This is a genomic window from Streptomyces sp. PTL18 (assembly GCF_059510295.1).
Genome location: NZ_JCAJZO010000021.1, coordinates 105,343 through 127,093, shown reverse-complemented (window position 1 = coordinate 127,093; position 21,751 = coordinate 105,343). Strand labels below are relative to the sequence as shown.

General features: G+C 69.9%; 20 protein-coding genes and 3 pseudogenes. 10 read left to right on the top strand and 13 right to left on the bottom strand.

Annotation, left to right across the window (positions count from 1 at the left end; all coding sequences use genetic code 11):
- Nucleotides 1-198 (top strand): annotated as a pseudogene (locus AC5WS8_RS30285) (hypothetical protein); the annotation flags it as partial.
- Between the two features lie 179 nt (nt 199-377).
- Here the strand turns inward: AC5WS8_RS30285 and AC5WS8_RS30280 are convergent.
- The gene (locus AC5WS8_RS30280; RefSeq protein ID WP_190174394.1) at nt 378-743 is read right to left on the bottom strand and encodes a hypothetical protein; all 366 of its coding nucleotides are present in this window, start codon (nt 741-743) and stop codon (nt 378-380) included.
- Nucleotides 744-801: 58 nt separating this feature from the next.
- A complete protein-coding gene (locus AC5WS8_RS30275) occupies nt 802-1,170 on the bottom strand; it encodes a hypothetical protein (protein ID WP_496106687.1) in 369 nt (122 codons plus the stop codon).
- Nucleotides 1,171-1,395: 225 nt separating this feature from the next.
- Here AC5WS8_RS30275 and AC5WS8_RS30270 point away from each other — a divergent pair, with 225 nt between their 5' ends.
- The 3 genes from AC5WS8_RS30270 to AC5WS8_RS30260 are packed head-to-tail and all read left to right on the top strand — an operon-like array spanning nt 1,396 to nt 4,357.
- Nucleotides 1,396-1,611: a tyrosine-type recombinase/integrase gene (locus AC5WS8_RS30270; RefSeq protein ID WP_496106686.1), complete on the top strand. Its 216-nt coding sequence runs from the start codon at nt 1,396-1,398 to the stop codon at nt 1,609-1,611.
- Entirely contained in the window at nt 1,611-1,952 is a 342-nt protein-coding gene (locus AC5WS8_RS30265) for a helix-turn-helix domain-containing protein (RefSeq protein ID WP_496106685.1), read from the top strand. The genes AC5WS8_RS30270 and AC5WS8_RS30265 overlap by 1 nt, the downstream gene beginning before the upstream one ends.
- A complete protein-coding gene (locus tag AC5WS8_RS30260; RefSeq protein WP_496106684.1) occupies nt 1,949-4,357 on the top strand; it encodes a site-specific integrase in 2,409 nt (802 codons plus the stop codon). The genes AC5WS8_RS30265 and AC5WS8_RS30260 overlap by 4 nt, the downstream gene beginning before the upstream one ends.
- Before the next feature lie 7 nt (nt 4,358-4,364).
- Here the strand turns inward: AC5WS8_RS30260 and AC5WS8_RS30255 are convergent, their stop codons facing one another.
- A complete protein-coding gene (locus AC5WS8_RS30255) occupies nt 4,365-4,958 on the bottom strand; it encodes a nucleotidyltransferase family protein (protein WP_496106683.1) in 594 nt (197 codons plus the stop codon).
- A 286-nt stretch (nt 4,959-5,244) separates the two neighbouring features.
- Nucleotides 5,245-6,006 (bottom strand): SDR family oxidoreductase, encoded by a 762-nt coding sequence (locus AC5WS8_RS30250; protein WP_496106682.1) that lies wholly within the window; start codon nt 6,004-6,006, stop codon nt 5,245-5,247.
- 189 nt (nt 6,007-6,195) lie between these two features.
- Here AC5WS8_RS30250 and AC5WS8_RS30245 point away from each other — a divergent pair, with 189 nt between their 5' ends.
- Nucleotides 6,196-7,068, top strand: a complete 873-nt coding sequence (locus AC5WS8_RS30245; RefSeq protein ID WP_496106681.1) for a helix-turn-helix transcriptional regulator — start codon at nt 6,196-6,198, stop codon at nt 7,066-7,068.
- A gap of 81 nt (nt 7,069-7,149) precedes the next feature.
- Here AC5WS8_RS30245 and AC5WS8_RS30240 read toward each other — a convergent pair.
- From AC5WS8_RS30240 to AC5WS8_RS30225, 4 genes and pseudogenes are all read right to left on the bottom strand, one after another.
- Nucleotides 7,150-8,282 (bottom strand): annotated as a pseudogene (locus AC5WS8_RS30240) (Tn3 family transposase); the annotation flags it as partial.
- Between the two features lie 58 nt (nt 8,283-8,340).
- Nucleotides 8,341-8,540, bottom strand: a pseudogene (locus tag AC5WS8_RS30235) (DUF4158 domain-containing protein); the annotation flags it as partial.
- 251 nt (nt 8,541-8,791) lie between these two features.
- Nucleotides 8,792-9,781, bottom strand: coding sequence for an aldo/keto reductase (locus AC5WS8_RS30230; protein WP_496106680.1), 990 nt, complete (start codon nt 9,779-9,781; stop codon nt 8,792-8,794).
- Nucleotides 9,782-10,000: 219 nt separating this feature from the next.
- Nucleotides 10,001-10,588 carry a flavodoxin family protein gene (locus AC5WS8_RS30225; RefSeq protein ID WP_496106679.1) on the bottom strand — a complete coding sequence of 196 codons (588 nt, stop codon included), beginning with the start codon at nt 10,586-10,588 and terminating at the stop codon, nt 10,001-10,003.
- 238 nt (nt 10,589-10,826) lie between these two features.
- On the opposite strand from AC5WS8_RS30225, the gene AC5WS8_RS30220 reads away from it, so the two are divergent.
- Nucleotides 10,827-11,534, top strand: coding sequence for a TetR/AcrR family transcriptional regulator (locus tag AC5WS8_RS30220; RefSeq protein WP_496106678.1), 708 nt, complete (start codon nt 10,827-10,829; stop codon nt 11,532-11,534).
- A gap of 234 nt (nt 11,535-11,768) precedes the next feature.
- On the opposite strand, the gene AC5WS8_RS30215 is transcribed toward AC5WS8_RS30220, so the two are convergent.
- Nucleotides 11,769-12,836 carry a tyrosine-type recombinase/integrase gene (locus AC5WS8_RS30215; RefSeq protein WP_496106677.1) on the bottom strand — a complete coding sequence of 356 codons (1,068 nt, stop codon included), beginning with the start codon at nt 12,834-12,836 and terminating at the stop codon, nt 11,769-11,771.
- 486 nt (nt 12,837-13,322) lie between these two features.
- Between AC5WS8_RS30215 and AC5WS8_RS30210 the strand changes: the two genes are divergently transcribed.
- Entirely contained in the window at nt 13,323-14,735 is a 1,413-nt protein-coding gene (locus AC5WS8_RS30210) for a hypothetical protein (RefSeq protein ID WP_496106676.1), read from the top strand.
- A 369-nt stretch (nt 14,736-15,104) separates the two neighbouring features.
- On the opposite strand, the gene AC5WS8_RS30205 is transcribed toward AC5WS8_RS30210, so the two are convergent.
- Nucleotides 15,105-16,040, bottom strand: a complete 936-nt coding sequence (locus AC5WS8_RS30205; protein WP_496106675.1) for a DUF4158 domain-containing protein — start codon at nt 16,038-16,040, stop codon at nt 15,105-15,107.
- 491 nt (nt 16,041-16,531) lie between these two features.
- Between AC5WS8_RS30205 and AC5WS8_RS30200 the strand changes: the two genes are divergently transcribed.
- Nucleotides 16,532-16,732 carry a hypothetical protein gene (locus AC5WS8_RS30200; protein WP_496106674.1) on the top strand — a complete coding sequence of 67 codons (201 nt, stop codon included), beginning with the start codon at nt 16,532-16,534 and terminating at the stop codon, nt 16,730-16,732.
- Between the two features lie 10 nt (nt 16,733-16,742).
- Here the strand turns inward: AC5WS8_RS30200 and AC5WS8_RS30195 are convergent, their stop codons facing one another.
- The 3 genes from AC5WS8_RS30195 to AC5WS8_RS30185 form a co-directional block, all read right to left on the bottom strand.
- Entirely contained in the window at nt 16,743-17,243 is a 501-nt protein-coding gene (locus AC5WS8_RS30195; protein WP_496106673.1) for a DUF2231 domain-containing protein, read from the bottom strand.
- A 113-nt stretch (nt 17,244-17,356) separates the two neighbouring features.
- Nucleotides 17,357-18,121 carry a hypothetical protein gene (locus tag AC5WS8_RS30190; RefSeq protein ID WP_496106672.1) on the bottom strand — a complete coding sequence of 255 codons (765 nt, stop codon included), beginning with the start codon at nt 18,119-18,121 and terminating at the stop codon, nt 17,357-17,359.
- Nucleotides 18,122-18,271: 150 nt separating this feature from the next.
- Entirely contained in the window at nt 18,272-19,936 is a 1,665-nt protein-coding gene (locus AC5WS8_RS30185; protein WP_496106671.1) for a PucR family transcriptional regulator, read from the bottom strand.
- A 330-nt stretch (nt 19,937-20,266) separates the two neighbouring features.
- Between AC5WS8_RS30185 and AC5WS8_RS30180 the strand changes: the two genes are divergently transcribed.
- Both AC5WS8_RS30180 and AC5WS8_RS30175 read left to right on the top strand, forming a co-directional pair.
- Complete coding sequence (locus tag AC5WS8_RS30180) at nt 20,267-21,160, top strand: FAD binding domain-containing protein (RefSeq protein ID WP_496106670.1); 894 nt, start codon at nt 20,267-20,269, stop codon at nt 21,158-21,160.
- Nucleotides 21,160-21,750, top strand: coding sequence for a (2Fe-2S)-binding protein (locus AC5WS8_RS30175; protein WP_496106669.1), 591 nt, complete (start codon nt 21,160-21,162; stop codon nt 21,748-21,750). Before AC5WS8_RS30180 ends, AC5WS8_RS30175 begins: the two co-directional genes overlap by 1 nt.
- Nucleotide 21,751 lies beyond the last annotated feature (1 nt).

Genomic DNA, 21,751 nt, shown 5'->3' with positions numbered 1-21,751 from the left:
AAGAACGCCAAGCTCAGGGAACGGCTGACCCAGTCGGAACAGACGATCGACGAGCTCACCGACTTCCGCTCCCAGGCTCTGGCCCGGCTCGCCGCCCAGCATGAGGAGATCGTCCACCTCCGCGGGGCCGCTGACGCCTCGAATCGTGTCACCCGCCTCCCTTCGCCACGGACGACCGTCATCGGGTCGTGCAGCTGAGATGCATCGTCAGAAGACACCTCACGATGCCAACAGGTCACGCATCGTGAAGCTCGGTGGCGAGGTGCTTGCCGTTCGGTTCGGCGTCGTTGGACGGGCAGCCAAACGGCAGGTGCCCCATCCTGCCCCTGCCGCCACCACACGAAGCGAAAATGGCTACCGGAAGTCCCCCATACTGCTCAGGCGCGGTCCGTCAGCTCCTCCGCGAACACCTGCGACAGAGGCTGCGGTCCCACGTATTGCTGGCAGTTGCACTGGCCGGCCTCGAAACGCAGCGGCTTCTTGTTCTCGTCCCAGGCCGTTGGCACCTCGACACGTTCATGGCACCGGCCTTGCTTGTCGTGCTTGGCGAGATGGTGCGTGCATCCGCACACCGGCTCCGGCGGCTTGTGCGCCGCTTCGACGGCCAGGCGCTCCTGCTTCGCCGCCTCCAACAACTGCAACTTGCGCTCATGCCGATTACGCAGTGCGGTGCGGACGTTGTCGGCCGCCCACGCGAAACCACCCGTCCAGAAGATGATGAGAACCCACCAGAACCAGTCCACCAACCGCCCCTTCCCCGTGTCCTGCTGCAGGCCAGCCTAGAACTTTGTCATGTAGGCCTCAGGCAAAGCTTCTCACCTCCTTCATGGCTCGAAGCAAAGGAACCGAGGTCGCGATGACGAACAGGCCGAAGAGCGTGATGGCCAGGAGTCCGACAGGCTGCAGCAGCCATGCCGGTTTCTCCTTCAGCTGCGGCCAGTTGACGATCCAGTTCGCGATGACGTCCAGCACCATCACACCGCTGGACAGTCGGACACCCGCCAACCGAACACGTCCAACCAGTACAGCGGCCATCGGGTCGAGGACCACCAGGCTGACGAAGAACACCTGCAGCGGCACAGGGGCGAAGGATGCATACACGTGGATCCCACCGCTGATCAGATCCAGGAAGTGGGCACCAGCCCCTTCAACGAATCCGATCAAGTACACCGCGAGCGTCCATCTCACCCACCGCGGCTGCCCCCTCCACCGCTCCCGCAGTCCACCCCTCACCAGGCCAACCTATGCGGGGCGCCGGGCATCGATCAAAGAAGCGACCACCCCACGCGGCCCTGTGATCTGCCTCACGACGGCATCGCCGAAATGCAACACGACCGATGGTGGATGTTGCGAACGTGGCCTTTACGGACGGCCTGCGCTATCGCAACACGCACCTTGCCGCACACGGCTTCTGCGGACACAAGGCACACCTACGTCACCCACCTCACGGAGGACGGGGTCGACCGGCGGTTTCTGCAGCAGCAAGTCGGTCACGAGAATGACAGCTCCACCGCCATCTACACGCACGTCAGCGACGACTTCATGAACACCATGCTCCACAAGGCACTTGCGCCCGCGCTCGCCCCGACCTTTGCAGACAAGGACCGCTGATGGCCGCCAAGCTCGATTACCAATGGCACCTGCGCAAGGTCATGGCCGACCGCGGGCTCTTCTCCACCACCGACCTCATCCCGCTGCTGGACGAACGTGGCATCACCCTGTCGTCCAGCCAGGTCTACCGGCTCGTCGTCGAGCGCCCCGAGCGGCTCAGCCTGAAGATCCTCATGGCCCTGCTCGACATCCTCGACTGCACCATGGACGACCTCATCGAGCCCGTGGCCGCAGCCGGAGCCGGATCAACCACCCGGACGAAGAAGGCCGTTGGCGCCGAGACCGGTGTCGGTGACCTGCGGCCCAAGCGGGCCCGCATCCGCGGTGCCGAGGGGCCGTGACCGCCCCCGGGCACCCCGAGCGGGCCGTCTGCGATCCGATCGGACTGATCGTGGACCTGGTCGCGGCCGTCGAAGACCGACTGGAGCCCGACCGGATCCGCGCCGTGGTCACCGGCGTCGCGGGCGGCCGCGCGAAGTCACGCCGCCTCGCGGCGCATCTGGCCGAGCATCCCAGCGTGTTGGGCAACGGACGCTCTCCGGCGCCCAGGGCCGTCGGCGACCTGCTCATCGCCCTGCGTGAGGCCGGAGCCCAGACGATCTCGCCGCCGTGCTGCGCCGAGTGCGGCAGGCAGATGCGAACCCTCCAGCGCCGCGGCCAGGACTGGTACTGCGGGAACTGCGGACCGAGGCCCGAGTCCTGTGCTGCCTGCGGAAACACCCGCCGGGTCGCTACGCGGGACCGGGCCGGGCGACCGCGATGCGCCAAGTGCCCGGACACCGACGGACGCGACCCCATCGCGGTGATCAGCGCCCTGATCGCCGAACTGGATCCGCAGGCAAGGCGGGAAGTGATCGCCGACGCGGTCCGCCGGTCGGCACCCCGCCCCTCCTACCAGCAAAAACTCGCCTGGGCCCTGGAAGCCAACCCCGCCCTGCTGACCGGGGACGGCCACCTCGCACCCCACCGCGCGATCCTCCGGCTGATCGACCTGCTGCACGAGGCCGGCGTCGCCGGAATCGTCCGGCCGTCCTGCCCCGGCTGCCACAGAGTCGTACGCATCGACAAACCCCTCGGTGGACAGCGAGTCTGCCGCACCTGCATCGCCCACTCCCGCATCGAGGAGTGCTCAGGCTGCGGAGCCCGCCGAGAGCCGGCCACCCGCGACCACCATGGCCGGCCGCTGTGTCCGAACTGCCTGGTCAATGACCCGGCGAACCTGGAGACCTGCATCAACTGCGGCCGACGCAAGGTCGTGAACACCCGCACGCCGGACGGTCCGCTCTGCTCCAGCTGCCCCTCCCTGCCCACCGCGACGTGCAGCATCTGCGGCGAGGAAAAGCCCTGCGGCACATCCCGCACCACAGGCCGGCCGTGGTGCCCGGACTGCCAGCGTCACTCAGCACCGTGCTCGGTCTGCGGAGGTGTCGCGACGGTTGCCTTCGGCACCCTCGGCCAGCCCCTTTGCGCTGACTGCACCGCCCCTGAGGTCTGGCACACCTGTCCCACCTGCAGCGATCCCGACTACCCGCACCCCGGCCAGTGCGCCCGTTGCCTCATCAACCGGCGGCTCAACGAGCTGCTGGGTCCCCCGTCCGCTGCCCTCCACCCCGGCCTCGAAGCCCTCCGGCACAACATCGCCACCACCGAGCACCCCATCACCGCCAGGCGGTGGCTGAACAAGCCGTCCGTCTCCCCGGTCCTGTCCGACCTCGCGTCCGGCCGGCGAGCACTGACCCACGAGGCACTCGACGAACTGCCCGACAGCCCGCCCCTCGCCCACCTCCGCCAAGTCCTCGTCGGCGTCGGTGCCCTGCCCGAGCGCGACGAGTACATGGTCCGCCTCGAACGCTTCCTCACCGACCTCCTCGCATCCCAGCCGGACCCCGAACAACGAAAAGTCCTGCACCGGTACACGATCTGGCACCTTCTCCGGCGGCTTCGCCGACGCAACAACGGCCGCCCTCTTACCCCGCAGCAGTTCATGTCCGCACGTCAACGCACCCACGCGGCCGTCGCCTTCCTGAACTGGCTGGTGGCCCACGACCTCACCCTGGCCACCTGCCGGCAGGCCGACCTCGACCGGTGGCTCACCGACGACTTGGCCACCTACCGCCAGACGGCCGGGCACTTCATCCGCTGGGCCCGCACCAACAAGCTCACCACCGTCCACGTCCCCGCCGTCCGCTGGAACGGCCCCACTCAGCCGCTCGACGACGAACATCGCTGGAAGACCGCACGCCGGCTCCTGCACGACGACACCCTCAAGCCCGAAGACCGCCTCGCCGGGCTGCTTCTCCTCCTCTATGCCCAAGGGCCGTCGGCGATCCACCGGCTGACCACCGAGGACGTCGAGGTCGGCGCTCAGGAGGTACGTCTCCACCTCGGCAATGCCCCCATTCAGCTGCCCGAGCCCGTCGCCCAGCTGGCCCGCACTGTCGCCGCGAACCGCAAGGGGCACGCGACCATCGGCGCCCTGGCGCCCTCTCCGTGGCTCTTCCCTGGCGGCCAGCCCGGACGGCCGATCAGTACCACGCAGCTAACGCAGCGACTGAACAACCTCGGCATCCGCCCCAACCAGGCCCGCAGCACCGCTCTCTTCCAGCTCGCCACCGAGATCCCCGCCGCGATCCTCGCCCGCACCCTCGGCATCCACACCGATGTCGCCGTCGCCTGGCAACGGCTCTCCGCAGGCGACTGGGCCACCTACGCCGCCGAGGTCAGCCGACGCGCGAAGCCGACGTGACGCTCACTCACGGCCACTCCAGGACCGTCAGCTCGGGCCACTGCTCACGCCACCGCGTCGCCTTGCTCTCATAGACCGACTGCGGCGCGAGCACCGGGTTCGGACGAACGACGAGGTTGAACACGTCCGAGAGCCCGTGCGGCGCATACACACGCCACCGGCCGTCGGTCTCCACACGAACTCCCAGACAGCACGTCGTCGCGGCGAAGCTGTCGATCGCCGCCTCGGTGGAGTCATACGGCGGACACGCCACTCCGAACTTGTCCTCATACCAGAGGTGAACCCGTGCCTCGTTCCGGATCTCGACCTCTGCAGGCAGGTCGGCGAAGACCTCCCGCCCGGTCTTGATCACAGCATCTTCCGCTTCCCAGGACAGATCGCTCTCGTCGAAGTAGAAGACGTCGTAGTCCTTGATGCCGCTGGTCGGCGGCCTGTCCGTGACTACGTTCCACACGGTCAGAAACAGGCATCCTGCCGTCACATACCACCCAGGCAGATACAACGTCGCAGTCCGCGCCAGCACCTCCGTCAGCACATCGTTACGCGACAGCACCGCACGCAGGGACTCAAGTTGCTCGTCGAGAGGAAGTCGGCTGATCACCAGCCCTGCCTACCACAGCTGACCCCGGGCCGGACCACAACCGCCTCGGGCGACCCCTCAGCCCAGAGGCATTCGGACAGTTCCAATACCCGACGTCACCATTAGAGCCCTTCCGCGACCTGGACGTCTCGCGGCTGATCGAGCACGCTCACGGTTTTGCCCTGTCGTCCCTGATGGCGTCCATGTTCGCCACGCACCCGCAGGTCCTGTCCGACCCGGTCGGCGTGGTTGCTCGTCGGCCGCCCCGGGGCGATGAGCGAGGTGGCCGCCGATGGGGGGAAGGGTGTCAGCCTTCACGGCTGGGGAGCATGGCCAGGGCCTGGGAGCGCTGTGCGACGAGGTCGTCGTAGGTGCCTTCGCGCTCGGCCCAGCGGTGCATGAGGACGCCCTTGACGAGGATTTCGTGGGGGGTGGGGTCCTCTGAGAGCAGTTGCATGACCTCGGTGGCGAAGTCGTCGAGCGGCAGCGCGTGCGGGTTCACCTTTTCCTGGCCTGCCGTGGCGACGGCCGGGGGGACGAGCTCGACGACGCCGACACCGGTGCCGTCGAGTTGCGCGCGCAGTGCCTCGGAGTAGGCGTGCACTGCGGCCTTCGAGGCGGCGTAGCTGGGCATGGGCGGGAACGGCAGGAAGGCGATGCCGGAGGTGACGGTGATGAAGGTGCCGGCGCCCCGCCGGACCAGGTGCGGGGTGAAGGCGTCGATGACCCGGATGGTGCCGAGCAGGTTGGTGTCGATCGTCGTCTGTGCCGCCTCGAAGTGCGCGGGGTCGCGCAGGTCCTCCAGGAGCATGACGCCCGACATCGTCACCACGGTGTCCAGCTCGGGGTAGCAGGCGAGCGCGGCGTCACGGGCAGATGCGACGGAAGCACTGTTGGTGACGTCGATGCTGATCGTGCCGAAACCCTCCCCGGCGAGTTCCGAGAGCGCCTGAGGGCTGCGGCCCCCAACGGCCACGGTGCTGCCCGCTGCGGCGAACCGCCGGGCCAGCTCTCGCCCGATACCCGAGGTCCCGCCGACGATGAGAACGGTGCGGTTGGAGAGATCCATGAGATCTTCCCTTCGGTCCAGGGCGCCGCCGGCGTTCAGGCCCGCGGCGCAGACAGTGATGTTCTCTGTCTCTTTCGAAACAGTGCTGTCGCAGTCTTGACGGCATCCGCCGGGTGTGGCAGAGCCCCTGTCTTCCCTGGTCCTGGCAGGGCCCCCTCTGAGACACTCGCACCGCATTACGGTGTCGGTATGAAGGATGAGGAATCCGGCAACCGGCTCGGCAGCTACCTACGTGCCCGGCGTGAGCTGGTCTCCCCAGCGCAGGCAGGCCTCCCGCCCGGGGGCAACCGTCGCGTGCCCGGCCTGCGCCGTGAGGAAGTCGCCCTGCTGGCCGGGATCAGTCCTGACTACTACCTGCGCCTGGAACGGGGCCGTGACAAGAACCCCTCACCGCAGGTACTCGAATCACTCGCGCGGGTCCTGCAGCTCGATGACATCGAGCGGGCGTATCTGCTCGGCCTCGCGGCGGCACGCCCCAGGGCGCGGCGCCGCAAGCGGCCCGAGCATGTACCGGCGCGGGTGCACGAGCTGCTCGCCCACCTTCAGATCCCCGCGTTCGTCGAAGGGCGCGCGTTCGACGTCCTGGCCTCCAACCCCATGGCAGTCGCGCTCTCCCCCCGGCTGCGGCCCGGCCAGAACCGGCTGCGTTCTCTCCTCCTCGATCCTGAGGAACAAGCCTTCCACCAGGACTGGGCGAAAGCCACCGCCGATTTCATCGCCGCCCTGCGCACCACCATCGGGGACGACACCGATGACCCCCGGTTCGTCGAGCTCGTCGGAGAACTCGCACTGTCAAGTCGGCGGTTCCGTACCCTGTGGGCCCGCCACGACGTCCGCAGTCTCGACGGAGGCACAACTATGGTCCACCACCCCGTCGTCGGTGAACTACGCCTCCACCGGGACAAACTGCCCATCGACGACGTCATCCTCGTCGTCTACTACCCCGACAAGGACAGCGACAGCGACGAGAAACTGCGGCTCCTCGCCTCACTCTCACACACCGAGTCCGCCGGCACAGCACACGACAGGCCGGCGGACATCCCGAACCCGAAGACACCCTGACGAACACGCGCCGTCCCGGCGTCGCAGCCAGAACGCCCGCGCCGGGGGTTCCATCACCCGCGAGATCGCCCAGGGCCCTGGTCACGAGCCGTCTGCGTCGTCCTTGTCGCGCAGCGGCCGCAAGCCCCCGGGCAGCTCGGGGAGCTGGAAGGAGTACCGGCCAAGCATGTTGATGTGGTGCCGCACAAACGGCGAGAGGCGGCCCACGTCCTCATCACGGACATCGAAGCCGTCCGGCGCAGCTGGTTCACCGCGGCGTCCATGTACCTGGTGTTGAACAAGACGAGGGCGTTCAGGACGTGCCCCAGTGCCCCGATCTGGTCCTCCATACCGTCCTGGTAGCGCTGGTAGAGCTGCCCGTGCCTGCCGTGGAAGATCTTCCGGGCGAGGGAGGGGCGGCCCTCCTGGAGGTTGGCCTGCACCTTGATCTGCCTGCGGTAGCCGGGCTCGTCGGCCAGGCGCAGGATGTGCAGGGTCTTTGCGATCCGCCCGTAGTGCGCGATGGTATCGCCGAGCGGGGTGGGGCGGCCGTCACGGGACAGCATCCGGATCGCGTCGTACGCGCGCACAGCGCCGGTATGGATGGAGCCGATGATCCGAAGGATGTCCTCCCAGTGGCGTTCAATCCTGGCGAGGTCAACCCCGCAGCGGGCCGCGTCCTGGAAGGCGCCGTGGTCGGCGGCGCGGTCGATGCGCCACATCCTCTGATCCGGCAGGTCAGCCAGCTGCGGCGCGTACGTGAACCCCGCCAAGGTGAGCAGCCCGAAGACAATGTCGCTGTAGCTCGCGGTATCTGTGACGATCATCTCGGGGCGCTTGCCGCCGTCGCGGTCGTAGAGGACGTCCAGTACGTACAGCGAGTCGCGCGCGGTGCCAGCCACGACCTTCCCGCCCAGCCCGGCAGCCTGGTCGTTGATCATGTTGAGCCAGGTGGCTCCGCCCCGGCGTCCGAAGTACTTCGGGTTCGGCCGCGCGTACACCGACGGAACGGGGACGACGAACCGCATGCCGTCCACGGAGGCGACCAGGCCGCCGGCCCACGCCTGCGCGAGCGGGATGGCTGCCTGGTAGTCGATTGGTGTGGCGTTCGCGGCCCGGTACGTCGCCAGCCGCAGATACGTCTGGTCGACATGGGACAGGCGCCCGCACTTCAGCACGTCCGCGGCCCCGATGACCGGGGTGTAGCCGACGTTGCAGCTGTGCGCGACCAGGGGCCCGCCGCAGCTCACGGACGTGATCGAGCCGGGTGTTCTCCCGCTCGCCGTACACCTTCAGCACCGACGCATTCGCGATGCCGAGCTGATCGGCAAGGTAGTCGGCGACCTCCGCCGAAATGTCGATCGGGTCGTCCAGGAACACCCCGAGGTAACGCGGGTCGTGAGCTGGGCCGCGAAGCCCAGCCGGTTGTGGGCCCGCCGCTTGCCCTCGATCAGCTCCCGGTCCGCGCCGTCCAGGAAGAAGAACCGCTCCAACTCCGCACGGCCGGCGCCCCGTCGTACGCCGCATACTTCGCGGCCTGCTCATCCATCAGAAACTCGACCGGCACTCCGGACCTCCAGACAGTCAGTGATCAACACGACTGCCGAAGGCTCTTCCTCTCACGAACCCCAGGTCAAAGCGCTATCGCACGTGGTGTATTTCCCCGGAAAGAGAAGGAATCGATTCCCGTCGCCTGTCGGTCGGCGGTCAACGGTGGGGCAGCGGTGTCTGCCCCGGGGGGGCCTCAGGTCCAGGTCGGCACGTTTCCCCCGGCGTAGCGGGCGCCGAAGCCGCCGTGGGGCAGGATCTCGTCGATGGCCTTGAGGTCGGCGTTGGTGAGGGTGAGGTCGGCGGCGCCGACGTTTTCCTCGATGCGCTTCGGGCTGCGGGTGCCGGGGATGGGCACGATGTGCTCGCCCCGGGTCAGGAGCCAGGCCAGGGCGAGCTGGGAGACGGTGGCGCCCTTGGTCGCCGCGAGGGCGGCGAGCCGGTCGACGGCTTCGACGTTCTTCTCGAAGTTGCCCGGCTGCCAGCGCGGGTCGACGTTGCGTATGTCGTTGCCTTCGTACCGGCCGGCGGGCTTGGCGGTGCCGGTGAGGAACCCGCGGCCGAGGGGTGAGTAGGCGACGAAGCCGATGCCGAGTTCGTCCAGGACCGGGAACAACTGCTCGACGTCCCGTTCGAACAGGGAGTACTCGGTCTGCAGGACCGAGACCGGCTGCACGGCGTGCGCCCTTCGGATCGTCTCGGGCCCGGCCTCGCTGAGACCGAAGTATTTCACCCAGCCCGCGTCGATCAGCTCCTTGACGGTGCCCGCGACCTCCTCGATGGGCACCTCGGGGTCGACGCGGTGCTGATAGAAGACGTCGATGTGGTCCACGCCGAGGTAGCGCAGGCTGTTGTCGGCGACCTTGCGGATGGTGTCGGGCCGGCTGTTGAGAGGGCCGCCGATCTGCTCGGGCGGTACCGACATGTCGACGCCGAACTTGGTGGCCAGGACCACGTCGTCGCGGAAGTCCCTGACTGCCTTGCCGACGAGGATCTCGTTGGATCCGGTGCCCCAGCCGTACATCTCGGCGGTGTCGAAGAAGGTGACGCCCAGGTCGTGGGCGCGGCGGAGGGCGGCGACGCCGGCCTCCTCGTCGGTGGGTCCGTAGGCCATCGTCAGGCCCATCGCGCCGTAGCCGATCGCCGCGACCTCCAGGCCCTGGCTTCCGAGCGTCCGGTTCTGCATGGTGCGCTCCTCTGAAAGAAACTGCAAAAGTGACTTCTGAACGAAAGGCCCTTATGGGTGGTACGCCTCGCGCGTCCTCTCGCCGAACCGGACGATTCTGCTGGGCACGCCTGCCGGCATGACCCTTTGGACCGGGGCAGACCCCACCCGTGACTTCCTGGGGAGTTGCTTTTCGCCCGTGCAGGGCGGGGCTGCCGGGGCGGTTCACGGACGGTTGTGTCAGTGCGCTGCGGCGGTCAGTCCGGCGCGGTGGATGCGGGTGTGCTCGGCAACGCGCCGGCCGAGGTGGCGGGCGGTGTTCAGGTCTGCGTCGTGGACCGCGGGGGTGTCGTTGAAGCTTTGCGCGCCGGCGCCGAGGTAGAAGCCGAGGCGGTTGTCGTCCTGGGGGCTGGATGTGGTGGTGTTCCAGCCCGGCAGGAGGTTCAGGCTCACCCAGAGCATTCCGTGCTGGGCCGCCAGGAGCGCCAGGTACTGCAGGGTGTGCAGTTTGTCGCCGCTCATGGAGCCGGAGTTGGTGAATCCTGCCGCGAGCTTGTCGCTCCAGGCACGGGTCATCCACCGCTTGCTGGTGGCCTCGGCGAAGGCGTGGAACGCCCCCGACGCGGTGCCCATGTAGGTGGGGGTACCGAAGATGATGGCGTCCGAGGCGTCCATCAGTTCCCAGTCGGCGTCGCTGAGGGAGGCGACGTCCACGCGGTGGACCTGCGTCCCAGCTATGGAGCGCGCGCCGTCGGCCACGGCCGTGGCGATCTGCGCGGTGTGGCCGTAGCCGGAATGCGACGCGATGACGATCGAGATGTCGGACACGGGTGTTCCTATCCTGCCGCGATGGCGGCGTGTTCGGTGGTGTGCCGGCAGACGACGAGCTGCCCGGTGCGGCGGTCGGCCGCACTGCTCCACGAGTGGGGGGACGTCCCGGGCCGGGGCGCGGCGCATGCCCAGGTGTCGCGGGCCGGCGCCGACCACCAGCAGCATGGATCGTCGTTCCGCTTTGAACAGTAGCACCGATAGAGCGGCGACACGCAATGTGGGATATCGTTGTTCCATGAACGAGGGACGACGCGCCGCGCGGCGCCAGGTACTGCAGGTGGCAGCCAAGCTGCTGGAGGAGGGCGGCAGCGAAGCGGTCTCCACGCGCGCGGTCGCCGCAGCCGCGGGCATCACGGCCCCCGCGCTGTACCGGATGTTCGACGACAAGGACGGACTCCTGGCCGAGCTGGCCGCCTACGGGTTCGAGATGTACCTGGCCGAGAAACGGGAGGCACTGGCACTGACCCCGGACGACCCGGTGGCCGACCTCTACCGCGGCTGGGACCTGCACGTCGACTTCGGACTGCGGCACCCCGCGTTTTACGTGCTCATGTATGGCACTGCGCGGCCCGGGCGGCGGCCCCCGGCCGCGGACGAGGCGCACGCCCTGCTGGTGAGACTGCTGGGCCGGGCGGCCGAGGCCGGGCGCCTTCGGGTTCCGGTGGAGCGGGCGACCCGCGTCATCCATGCGGCGACGACGGGTGCCACGCTGGCGCTGATCGGCGAAGAGCCCTCGCAGCGGGACCTGACCACTTCGGCGCGGCTGCGGGACACCGTCATCGCCTCCATCACCACGGACTCGCCCGCCTCATCCGGGTCCGACCTGGCCTCGCACGCACTCGCCCTCGACGCCGCACTTGAAACCGCGCTCGGCACCGGGGTACCTCTGCGAGACACGGAGACGGCTCTGCTGCGCGAATGGCTACAGCAGTTGGCAGGCTGAAGAGGCCGCCAGTCAACTCGCCTGACAACGGGTCTCCTTGCTCGTGACCGGCCTCAACAACCACGTCACTACCAAGGAGGGCAGCCGGAGTACGCCAGAAACAGGCAACAGGCCGAACCCAGAGGGAACGTGGCAGGCAGGCGACGGCCCGTCGCCGGGGCTTGTCCTGCGAGCCCGCGAGGGGGACGGCGCAGTCGCCGTGATCTTGCCCGGCGCCGGGAAGCGGCCAGCGTTTCAGTGGCGCCGCCGGGCGGCGGGGTCGCGGGAGGCGAGGTGTCGGGCGACGGCGTCCACGCCGGGGCGGGCGTAGCGCTCCAGGGAGCGGACGGAGGCGTGGCGGGAGCGGGCCAGCAGCATCGGCGTGGAGGTGCCGTCCTCGGCGTCGTGGGTCAACGCAGAATGCCGTATCCGGTGGAGTGTCCACCCCTCCAGGTCGCCGAAGTCCTCCTCGGTGGCGAGCGGGTTGGCCAGCAGTCGGGTGCTGGTCTCGAAGATCTCTTCGGCGCGGCGGTAGGACAGGCGGGCCCGGCCGGTCTCCGAGCAGATGTCGGCGGCCGGGGTGCGGGCGGGGGCCTTGCGGTCGGTGAGGAAGAGGGGGCCTTCGCGGCGGCCGGCGATGAGGCGGGGCAGGAGCTGGGCGGTGCCGGACTGCCAGTGGATCCACTCGGTGGCGCCGCCCTTGGCGCCCACCCGGCCGCGCTTGTCGGCGGGCAGCAGGTCCTCCACGTTCAGACACAGCACCTCGTCGGCCCGAGCGGCGGACTCGTAGAGGAGCTTCCAGAAGGTCTTCTCCCGCACCGTGGTGTCGAGCCGCCACAGGGCGGTGATCTGATTCTCCGAGAGGGCACGGGTGCGGTCGGGCGGGGCGGGGCGGCGCTCGATGCCGTGGGTGGGGTCGCCTTCGATCCAGCCTTGGGATCGCCACCAGCCGATCACCTTGCGGGCGATGGACAGTTCGCGGTTGACGGTGTCGGCGTCCAGTTCGTCGGCGCGGGCGGCGGCGAGCTCGGCGAGGACGGGTGGCAGGCCCGCATCGTCGAGCATGGTGAGGTCGAAGGCGGGCGGCCGGGCGCCGCGGCGGGCCGGTCCGGTCGGCGCGGTCTGGCCGGCGAACATCCATCCCCACGTCGTAAGTGAGATCCGGTAGATGCGGGCGGAGGACTTCGCGATGCCGGCTGCGGTGAGGTAACGCTCGACCGAGGTGGCGTAGGAGCCCGGAGAGGGCGACAGGGGCACGACGCGGGCGCGCGGCAGCCGCAATGCGCCCTCGGGTTTCGCGACGGCTGTCTGTTCGAGTGCCACGGTTGCGCCCCTCCCGGCCCTGCCGCAGTAAATGCGTACACCTCGCCGCCGGACGTGATCTTGGGTCGTGATCGAACATGCGAGGCCATCGCCGGGGGCGCGATCGGAGGGTAGCGCTCTGTCGCAGTAAATCCGGAGTTTACTGCGACAGAGCCGCGACACACGGGGTTTCTCATTGCCTCGCTGCCTGACCGGCCCGGGCTGTCTAATGCGGTTTGTCATGATTTTGCATCAGGTGTCCCGCGACGTTTTTGTCTTGCCGTGTGGCGGGTGCGGGGCGCTTTGCTGGGAGGAGAGGTGAACTCGCGGATGAGCGCTCGTGCGCGTAGGCAGGGCGATCTGTCGTGGTCTCGGGTCGACCGTCGGTGGCCCGTGGCCGTGTTCCGGGCCCTGGGCGCTGGGACGGTCCCGTTTCGTGCCGTCGGTGCGTCCGGTCCGGTCGGCTCGGGTGGACGGCGTGGGGAGCGCGGTGTGGGGGTGGTGTCGGTGGGGAGCGTTTTGCTGTCCGGTATGGCGCTGCTGGCGGCCACGGCTCCACCCGTGGCCGCCGCGGCGGTGGGGGCCGTGCCGGTGCGGGCGCAGAAGGCTGATCCGTCGCAGACCTTCACCTTCACCGGCGCTCCGCAGACCTTGACGGTTCCGGCGGGGGCGGTGGTCACGATCACCGCGGACGGCGCGGGCGGCGCCGACAACACCGGCACCCCCTGTTCCGTCACGGGGACCGGTGGGACGGGGGCGCGGGTGGTCACCACCCTCCCGCAGACCACCGCCCCGACGACCTTCACCGTCAACGTCGGCGGCACCGGCGGCAAAGGCTGCAACGGCACCGGGACAGGGGGTGCCGGCGGGTTCAACGGCGGCGCCCCGGGAGGGAGCATCCCGTTCAGTGGTTTTCATTTCGAAGGTCCGGGTGGAGGCGGGGCCTCCAGCATCAGCACGGGCGGCTCCTTGCTGGTGGTCGCCGGGGGCGGCGGCGCCTCCGGCGGCACCGGAGTCTTTACGGGGCAGAACTCTAAGGGGGGCAACGGAGGCAACGGCGGGACAGAGGATGCCACCGGCGGTACTGCGGGCAGTGCCACCGGTTCTGGGGCTTCGCCGGGGCAGGGTGGGGGCGGTGGCAGCACCAGCACCAGCACCGGGGGTGCCGGCGGGGCCGCAGGCACCGCTCCACCCTGTGTGGCCACGAACGGCGGGCCAGGCACCGGGTTCTCCGGTGCCACGGTCGGCACCGGCGGCGCCGGGGGCAGCTTCGACGGCGGCTGCAGCTCCCAAACCAGTGGCGGCGGGGGCGGTGGGGGCGGGTACTTCGCCGGCGGAGGCGGCGGCAGCGCCGCCGTCAACAGCAGCGGCACCTCGGCGGGTGGCGGCGGCGGTGGGGGCGGCAGCAGCTTCGCCACCCCCACGGGTACCGGCACGAGCTACGCGCTTTCGACGATCGGCACGGCGAACAACAACGGCCAGGTGACCATCTCCTACACGGTCCCGTCCTTGACCATCACCAAGACCCACACCGGGCACTTCACCCAGGGGCGGGATGGCACCTACACCATCACCGTCGGCAACGCCGCCGGGGCCGCCCCGACCAACGGCAGCCCGGTCACCGTGCACGACACCCTCCCCGCCGGGCTCAGCGCCGACAGCATCCGCGGCACGGGATGGAACTGCACCCTGAACACCCTCACCTGCACCCGTAGCGACGTCCTCCCCGCCGGGAGCGGCTACCCCCCCATCACCCTGCAGGTCGACGTCTCCTGCCACGCCCCCCGCCGGGTCACCAACACCGCGACAGTCACCGGGGGCGGCGACACCACCGCCCACACCGCCACCGACCCCACCACGATCAAGAACCACGAACACCACGAGCACGACGAGTGCTGCGAGCACCACGACCACTCATAACCCAACCGACCCGTGACAACGGCGGGGCCCGTCCATGAGGACATGCCCCGCCGCTGGCACGCGCTGCCGACCAGTGACAAGCGTGTCCCGAAGACCGCCGGAAGCCGGGTCCACCTGCTTTCCGCTGAGCGTCGTGAACGCCATAACCGGCATGGCCGTCGCCGAGAACTCCGCTCTGGGCACCAGCACCCTGGCCGATCTGCGCGGACAGCTCTGCCAAACGCACAGCCCGCCCCGTCGCGGACTTCCTCGACCTCACCCGTATAGGCTCCGTTCAGGCGGCCAGCCGCAGCTGCCCGACCGCCTTCCCGTCCGGGGGCTCCATGTCCAGGTGCCACGTGCCGAAGCGCCTGATCTTGCTGGTGATGTTCAGCGCGGCCGAGGACGGTTCAGCTTCTCGGACGTGATGTGCTGGTTACCCGCGAGCGACAGCTCGTGGACGGAGACCTTCTGCCGCATGTGCCGGGCGACCTGCGCTGGGCCCGCGTTGGTCCCATAGGTGAAGACTGTAGGACGTAGCGGGCGAGTTTGTCGCGGATCTTCGGGTCCGATCCGGAGGCCGGGCCGAAGTGCCTTCCCCGGCGGCACCCCCCGAAGCCACTTCGCCGTCGGCCCCAGCAGTTCCAGTTTGCCCAGGTGAGCCAGGTGCTCGCGCAGGTGCGACACCGACGGCGCCTTCGCCGGTCGCTTCAGCTCGTCGAACCGGCTGCGCGAACCCGCGACGACCCGCACCAGCCCCAGGATGCGGGCCTCCTCCACGTCGTCGATCCGGGAGGCGATCAGCTCGAAGAACGTCGTGTTCACCTCGGTGCGGATCTCCGAAGCCATCGCGTCCAGCGTGGTGTAACCGGGCAGCTCAAACCGCTCCTTGACCAGCCGCTCCAGCGCCACGTTGATCAAGTCGGCCGGATTGTCCTTGGTTTGCACCGCCTCGTGGATCGCCGCCGAGGCGATCTCACGGGCCGTCTCCTTGTCGTACTCCACGCCGAGCCGCTCGCGGACGATCGTGCGGTGATGCCTCAGCGTACGGTCGGAGTCATGCCGCGGCTGGACATCCTCCTCCAGCCCCAGCAGGCCGCACACATGCCCGACGGCCAGCTCCGGCACCTCGTCCAAGGCAGGAAAGGAACCCAGCTTCTGGAAGCTCTTGAGCAGCACCACGAGCGCCAACAAATGCTCCGGCGACCGCGCCTTACCCCGTGCCCACGCCACCTCGGACGGGCCAGGGGTGAACGAGTCGTGCAGCTCGCGGGAGGTGATCGTGCGCTTGAACCGCGGGTACGCGGTACGTTCCACCGAAGCCATGCGCCGCGTAATCCCCGCCGCTCACCCGTACGGAGCACGCGCGGCAACCGCCCACAGATGCATCACGGGCGCGTGACCAGGGAAGGGACCGCCAAGACGCCTCGTCGTGACTCATACGAAGACCATCCGAACGGGCGGGTGATCAGGTCTCGGATCATGCTCACCGCGCCCTATTGCCTGTTTCTGGCGTACTCCGGGCTGCCCTCCACCAAGGGGCCCGTTTCTTCATGCCCACGACCACACTGGCATCTCTGCCCGGATGATCACCCGCACCGCAGGGTTCGAACGAGATCCGGTTTGCCACAACGCACTCAGATCGCACACGACTACGGAGCGTCTTCGTCATGTCGTGACTGAATCAGAGCCAGCCACCGACATCGAAAGCAACAGCTCGCAATAGGCGAGAGAACAGGGGGACGGAACCGCTCCGGCGGTCCCGTGCGTGTCGGCCGGAAGAGGGGGCGGGAGCTCCACGGGGGTGACCGAGGGTGATGTTCGAAACAGCGCAGCGGGCGCGGCGCCGGTTCCGGGACCGGCGGGGAGGGCGGACACGACGGGCGGGCCGGGAGGACGGCCTCGGCGGGCGGGCGGCGTTCGTCGGTTGCGCCGCCGTCCTCCTCGCCGTGGCCGTTCTCCTGGCCCGTGACCCCGCGTTCCGCGACGCCCTGTGGGCGTTCGTCCGGAGTCTGTGAGGGGCTGACCTCAGTCCCCGTGACCGGTGGCGGTCTTGGAGAAGGCGTCGTGCCAGGCGGCCTTCGCGCCGGAGTCGCCTATCCGGTACACGTCCACGACGGCTCCCGTCGCCACGGCCAGCGACAGGACCGCCGCAGCGACCCGGACCGGCGTGGTGGACCAGCGGCCGGCCCCCGAGGTCTGGGCCGCCGACTTGCGAGCCGCCCACCAGACGAGGGCCGTGAGGACGAACAGTCCGAGGGCCCAGGGAAGCAGGCCGTCGCCGAGTTCGGTGTGCTTGCGGACCAGGGGGTCGCTGTCGACGTGCCGCTCCAGCCATTCCCCTGCCTGGGTGGTGAGCGGCACGCTCACGAGCGTGACCAGACCGAGCAGCGGCAGTACCACGCCCAGGCGCCGAGCGGCCGTCGGCCAGATCGCGCAGACCACGACGGCCAGCGCGGTCAGGGGGACGAGGACGACGACGAAATGGACGAGCAGGATGTGTGCGGGCAGGCCGTTGATCAGGCTCATTGGATGATCCTCCAGGGGGGTGGCAACAGCGCGCCAGCCTGGCACAGCAATCTCTCAGGTTCTTCTGAGATCACTGTGGACTCGTGCGGAACAAACACCCCTGGGAACGGTCCCTACTCCGCCGGGGCCAACTGCCGCGCCAGCCACGTCGGCACGCCTCCCAGCAGCCGGAACAGCCGCCCCGCCTCCGCGCGCAGCCGGGACGCCTCCGGTCCGGACTCCGCATCCGCGAGCGAGGCCAGCGCCGGTGCCGTACCGACGAGGTAGCCCAGCTCCTCCCGGATCCGCAACGACTCGGTGAAGCCGTGCCGCGCCTCCGCCACCTCGCCGTCCCGCAGGGCGAGCCCCGCAAGGTGCCGCCAGGTGAAGGAGAGCAGCAGCTCGTCGCCATGCGCGGCGGCGCCCGCGTGGGCGCGCCGGTAGGCCGCACGGGCCGCCTGCGGGGCGTCGGCGAGGTTCTGGGCGACCAGGCCGCGCCGGAAGTCCAGCAGGGCCCTCCCCGGTGTCTCCGGAGGGATCAGCGCCGCCGCCCGGCCGAGCGCGGCCCGCGCCTCGTCCGCCCGGTCCCGGACCCCGAGCAGCGTGGCGGCGTACGCCAAGTACCCGCGTTCACAAGCGGCGGCGCCCCGCTCCTCGTCGCTGTGGGCCTGCGCCTCGGCCGTGCGCAGCGCGTCCTCGGCCTCCTCCCAGCCCCGCTCCGTGTACAGACACCGCTCGACGAGCAGCGCGGCCCGCTGGAGGGAGGCCCCGGCCGTCTCAGGGCGGAGGAGGGCCGCCGCGTCGACCCAGCAGGCGCGCGAGCGCAGCCGCCATACCGCGGTCTGGAGTGGATCGTCAGCTGCGGTCGTTCCGGTACCAGACATGGCGGTATGCGCCACGTTGCCCTCCCCGAGCACGCCATCGAGCCTTAGGTGGTGGCGGCATTCCAGCACCAACCGCAGCACCGGGCCAAGAGGCCGGGTGAAGGATTTCACAAAGTCGTGGACAACGGCGGTGGGTGGCGCCCCCACCGCCGTACCGCCCTGACCTCAGCTCATGCGCAACGCGAGGAAGAAATCGAGCTTGTCCTCCAGGCGCGAGAGGTCCCGGCTCGTCAACTGCTCGATACGCCCCACCCGGTATCGCAGCGTGTTGACGTGCAGGTGCAGCCGGGTCGCGCAACGGGTCCAGGAGCCGTCGCACTCGAGGAACGCCTCCAGCGTGGGGATCAGCTCCGCGCGGTGCCTGCGGTCGTACTCGCGCAGCGGATCCAGCAGACGGGCCGTGAAGGCGCGGCGCACGTCGTCCGGGACGAACGGCAGCAGCAGCACGTGCGAGGCCAGCTCCTGGTGGCCGGCCGCGCACACCCGGCCGGGGCGGGCGGCGGCGACCCGGCGGGCGTGCCGCGCCTCCTCCAGGGCGCCGCGCAGCCCCTCCGCCGAGTGCACCGCGGCGCTGACGCCCAGCGTGAGCCGGCCGTCGTCCGCGAGCCCCGCGGACAGCGGTTTCCGCACGGCCTCGAGCAGGGTGTCGGCGAGGACGCCCGGACCGGAGCCGTCCTGCTCGCCGGGCACGGACGAAAGCGGAACAAGCGCGATCGCCTCGTCCTCCGTGTGGGTCACCGCGATGCGGTCGACGTGCTCGCCCGAAGAGCCGGTCGAAGGGCCGACGAGGATCTCCTCCAGCAGAGCCTGGGCGACCGGCCCGCTCTCGACCTCCCCGCCGTCCCACTCGACCCGCGCCACCACCACCTGCCAGTGCGGCGCCGACCCCAGCCCCGGCAGCAGCACGGGAGCGGCGACCCGCAGCCGGGCCGCGATCTCGGCGGGCGCGGCCCCCGTCTGCACCAGTTCCAGGACCTCCTGCGCGAGCCGTCGCCGCACCGTGCGCGCCGCGTCGCGCCGATCCCGTTCGACCGCGATCAGCTGGGTGACACCGTGCAGCAGGTCGAGCCGCTCCTCGGCCCAGTCCCCGGCGTCCGCCTCGACGGCGAGCAGCCAGTCGGACAGCACCGTCTCGCGCACGTCCCGCGAGCCGCCGCCGCGGCTGCCGCTGCGTACCGGGAAGAGGGAGTACGTCGTCGCGCCCAGCGTCACCCGGTGCGGTCCCCGGCGCCCGGTGCGCGTCGCCGCCAGGTGCTCGGCCGCCAGCTCGGCGCACACCTCGGCGGCCGGTCCCGGCGCCGGCCCGGCGATCGGCAGCCCGGTGGGGGAGAGCACCCAGGCCCTCAGGTCCAGGTCGGAGTGGAGCAGGTCCAGGACGACGTCCGGGCCGCCGCCCGCCGGTCCCGGGGTCATCATCCGCCGGTGCCGGTCCACCACGGCCGCCAGGTCCCCGGCCCGCTCACCGGAGACCTGGCGTACGACATGCTCGGTGACCGTGGCGAACGCCACCGACTCGTGGACGGCGAACAGCGGGAGCCGGTGCCGGGCGCAGGCCACGATCAGGTCGTCCGGGATGTCGCCCAGCTCCGCCTCGCCCGCCGCGAGCGCGGCCACACCGGCGCTCGTCAGGATGCGCACGAAGGGCTCGGAGTCAGCGGGGCCGTGCCGCCACGCCAGGCCCGTGAGGACCAGTTCACCACCGGAGAGATACCGGCTGGGGTCCTTCAGGTCCGTGGTCATCACACCGCGCACGGTCCGGTCGAGTTCGTCCTCGCCGCCGAGCAGCCGCAACCCCAGCGCGTCGGTGTTCAGCAGTGCGCGCAGCCGCATGTGTCGTTGCCGCCGTTCTTGTCCGGAAATCCATGGTCGGTCGGCCAGGGCGTCGGCCCGGGCGTTTCGGAAGCCGTGCTCGCGGCCGCCGCCGGTGCGTCGTGTTTCCAGCGGAAACCGGAGAGGTTACCGAGGGCCTCCATTCATATGAATCTACAAGATGGCCACCCTCACCAGCCAACTCCTTCATGTCTTCGGTGACTGACCCCGTTGGAGTACCCGGCGGTGTACTGACACCACTCCCCGTGAACAGCACTTGAACGAGCCGGGCCGCCGCACCGGACATGGCTCGATCCGCACCGCCCCGAGACGAAGCAGAAAGAGCCGGTCATGGATTTCCTTCGCCCCGCAAGCTGGGAGGACGCGCTCGCCGCCAAGGCGGAGCACCCCAGCGCCGTACCGATCGCGGGTGGCACCGACGTGATGGTCGAGATCAACTTCGACCACCGCCGGCCCGAGTACCTGATGGACCTCACCCGCATCGGCGACCTCTACGAGTGGGAGGTCGGCGAGGACGGCGTGCGGCTCGGTGCCTCGGTCCCCTACACCCGGATCATGGAGAACCTGCGGGCCGAGCTGCCGGGTCTGGCCCTCGCCTCGCACACGGTGGCCTCCCCGCAGATCCGCAACCGCGGCGGCGTCGGCGGCAACCTCGGCACCGCCTCCCCGGCGGGCGACGCCCACCCCGCCCTGCTCGCGGCGGGAGCCGAGGTCGAGGTGGAGTCCGCGGCCCGCGGCACCCGCCGCATCCCGATCGACGCCTTCTACACCGGCGTGAAACGCAACGCGCTCGCCTCCGACGAGCTGATCCGCGCCGTCCACATCAAGAAGGCCGACGGCCCCCAGCAGTACGCGAAGGTCGGCACCCGCAACGCCATGGTGATCGCGGTATGCGCCTTCGGACTCGCCCTGCACCCCGCCTCCCGCACGGTCCGCACCGGCATCGGCTCGGCCGCGCCCACACCGGTACGGGCCGGAGCCGCCGAGGAGTTCCTGAACGCGGCGCTGGAGGAGGGCGGCTTCTGGGACAACGGCAAGATCATCACCCCGTCCCTCGCCCGGCGGTTCGCGGAGCTGTGCGCCGCCGCCTGCAACCCGATCGACGACGTCCGGGGCACCGCGAACTACCGCCGCCACGCGGTGGGGGTCATGGCCCGCCGCACGCTCACCTGGACCTGGGAGTCCTACCGCGGCACCCGCCGCACCTCGAAGGGAGCCGCGTGATGCGCGTCAACTTCACGGTCAACGGACGTCCCCAGGAGGCCGACGACGTCTGGGAGGGCGAGTCCCTGCTGTACGTGCTGCGCGAACGGCTGGGCCTGCCGGGTTCCAAGAACGCCTGTGAGCAGGGCGAGTGCGGCTCGTGCACGGTCCGCCTGGACGGCGTGCCGGTGTGCTCCTGCCTGGTCGCGGCCGGGCAGGCGGAGGGCCGCGAGGTCGTCACGGTGGAGGGTCTGGCGGAGTACGCCGAGCAGCGCGCGTGCGGGACCGACTCCCGCGGCACGTCCCTCGACGAGGCCAAGCGATGGCAGGCCAAGGGCACCGACTCGCAGACGGACGAGGCAGCCGGTTCATCCCCCCGCGCGGCTCTCTCTCCGGTCCAGCAGGCGTTCATCGACGCCGGCGCCGTCCAGTGCGGTTTCTGCACGCCCGGCCTGCTGGTCGCGGCCGACGAGATGCTGGAGCGCAACCCGAACCCGACCGACGCGGACATCCGCGAGGCCCTGTCCGGCAACCTGTGCCGCTGCACCGGCTACGAGAAGATCATGGACGCGGTCCGCCTGGCGGCCGCCCGGCAGTCGGAGGGGCGCTGAC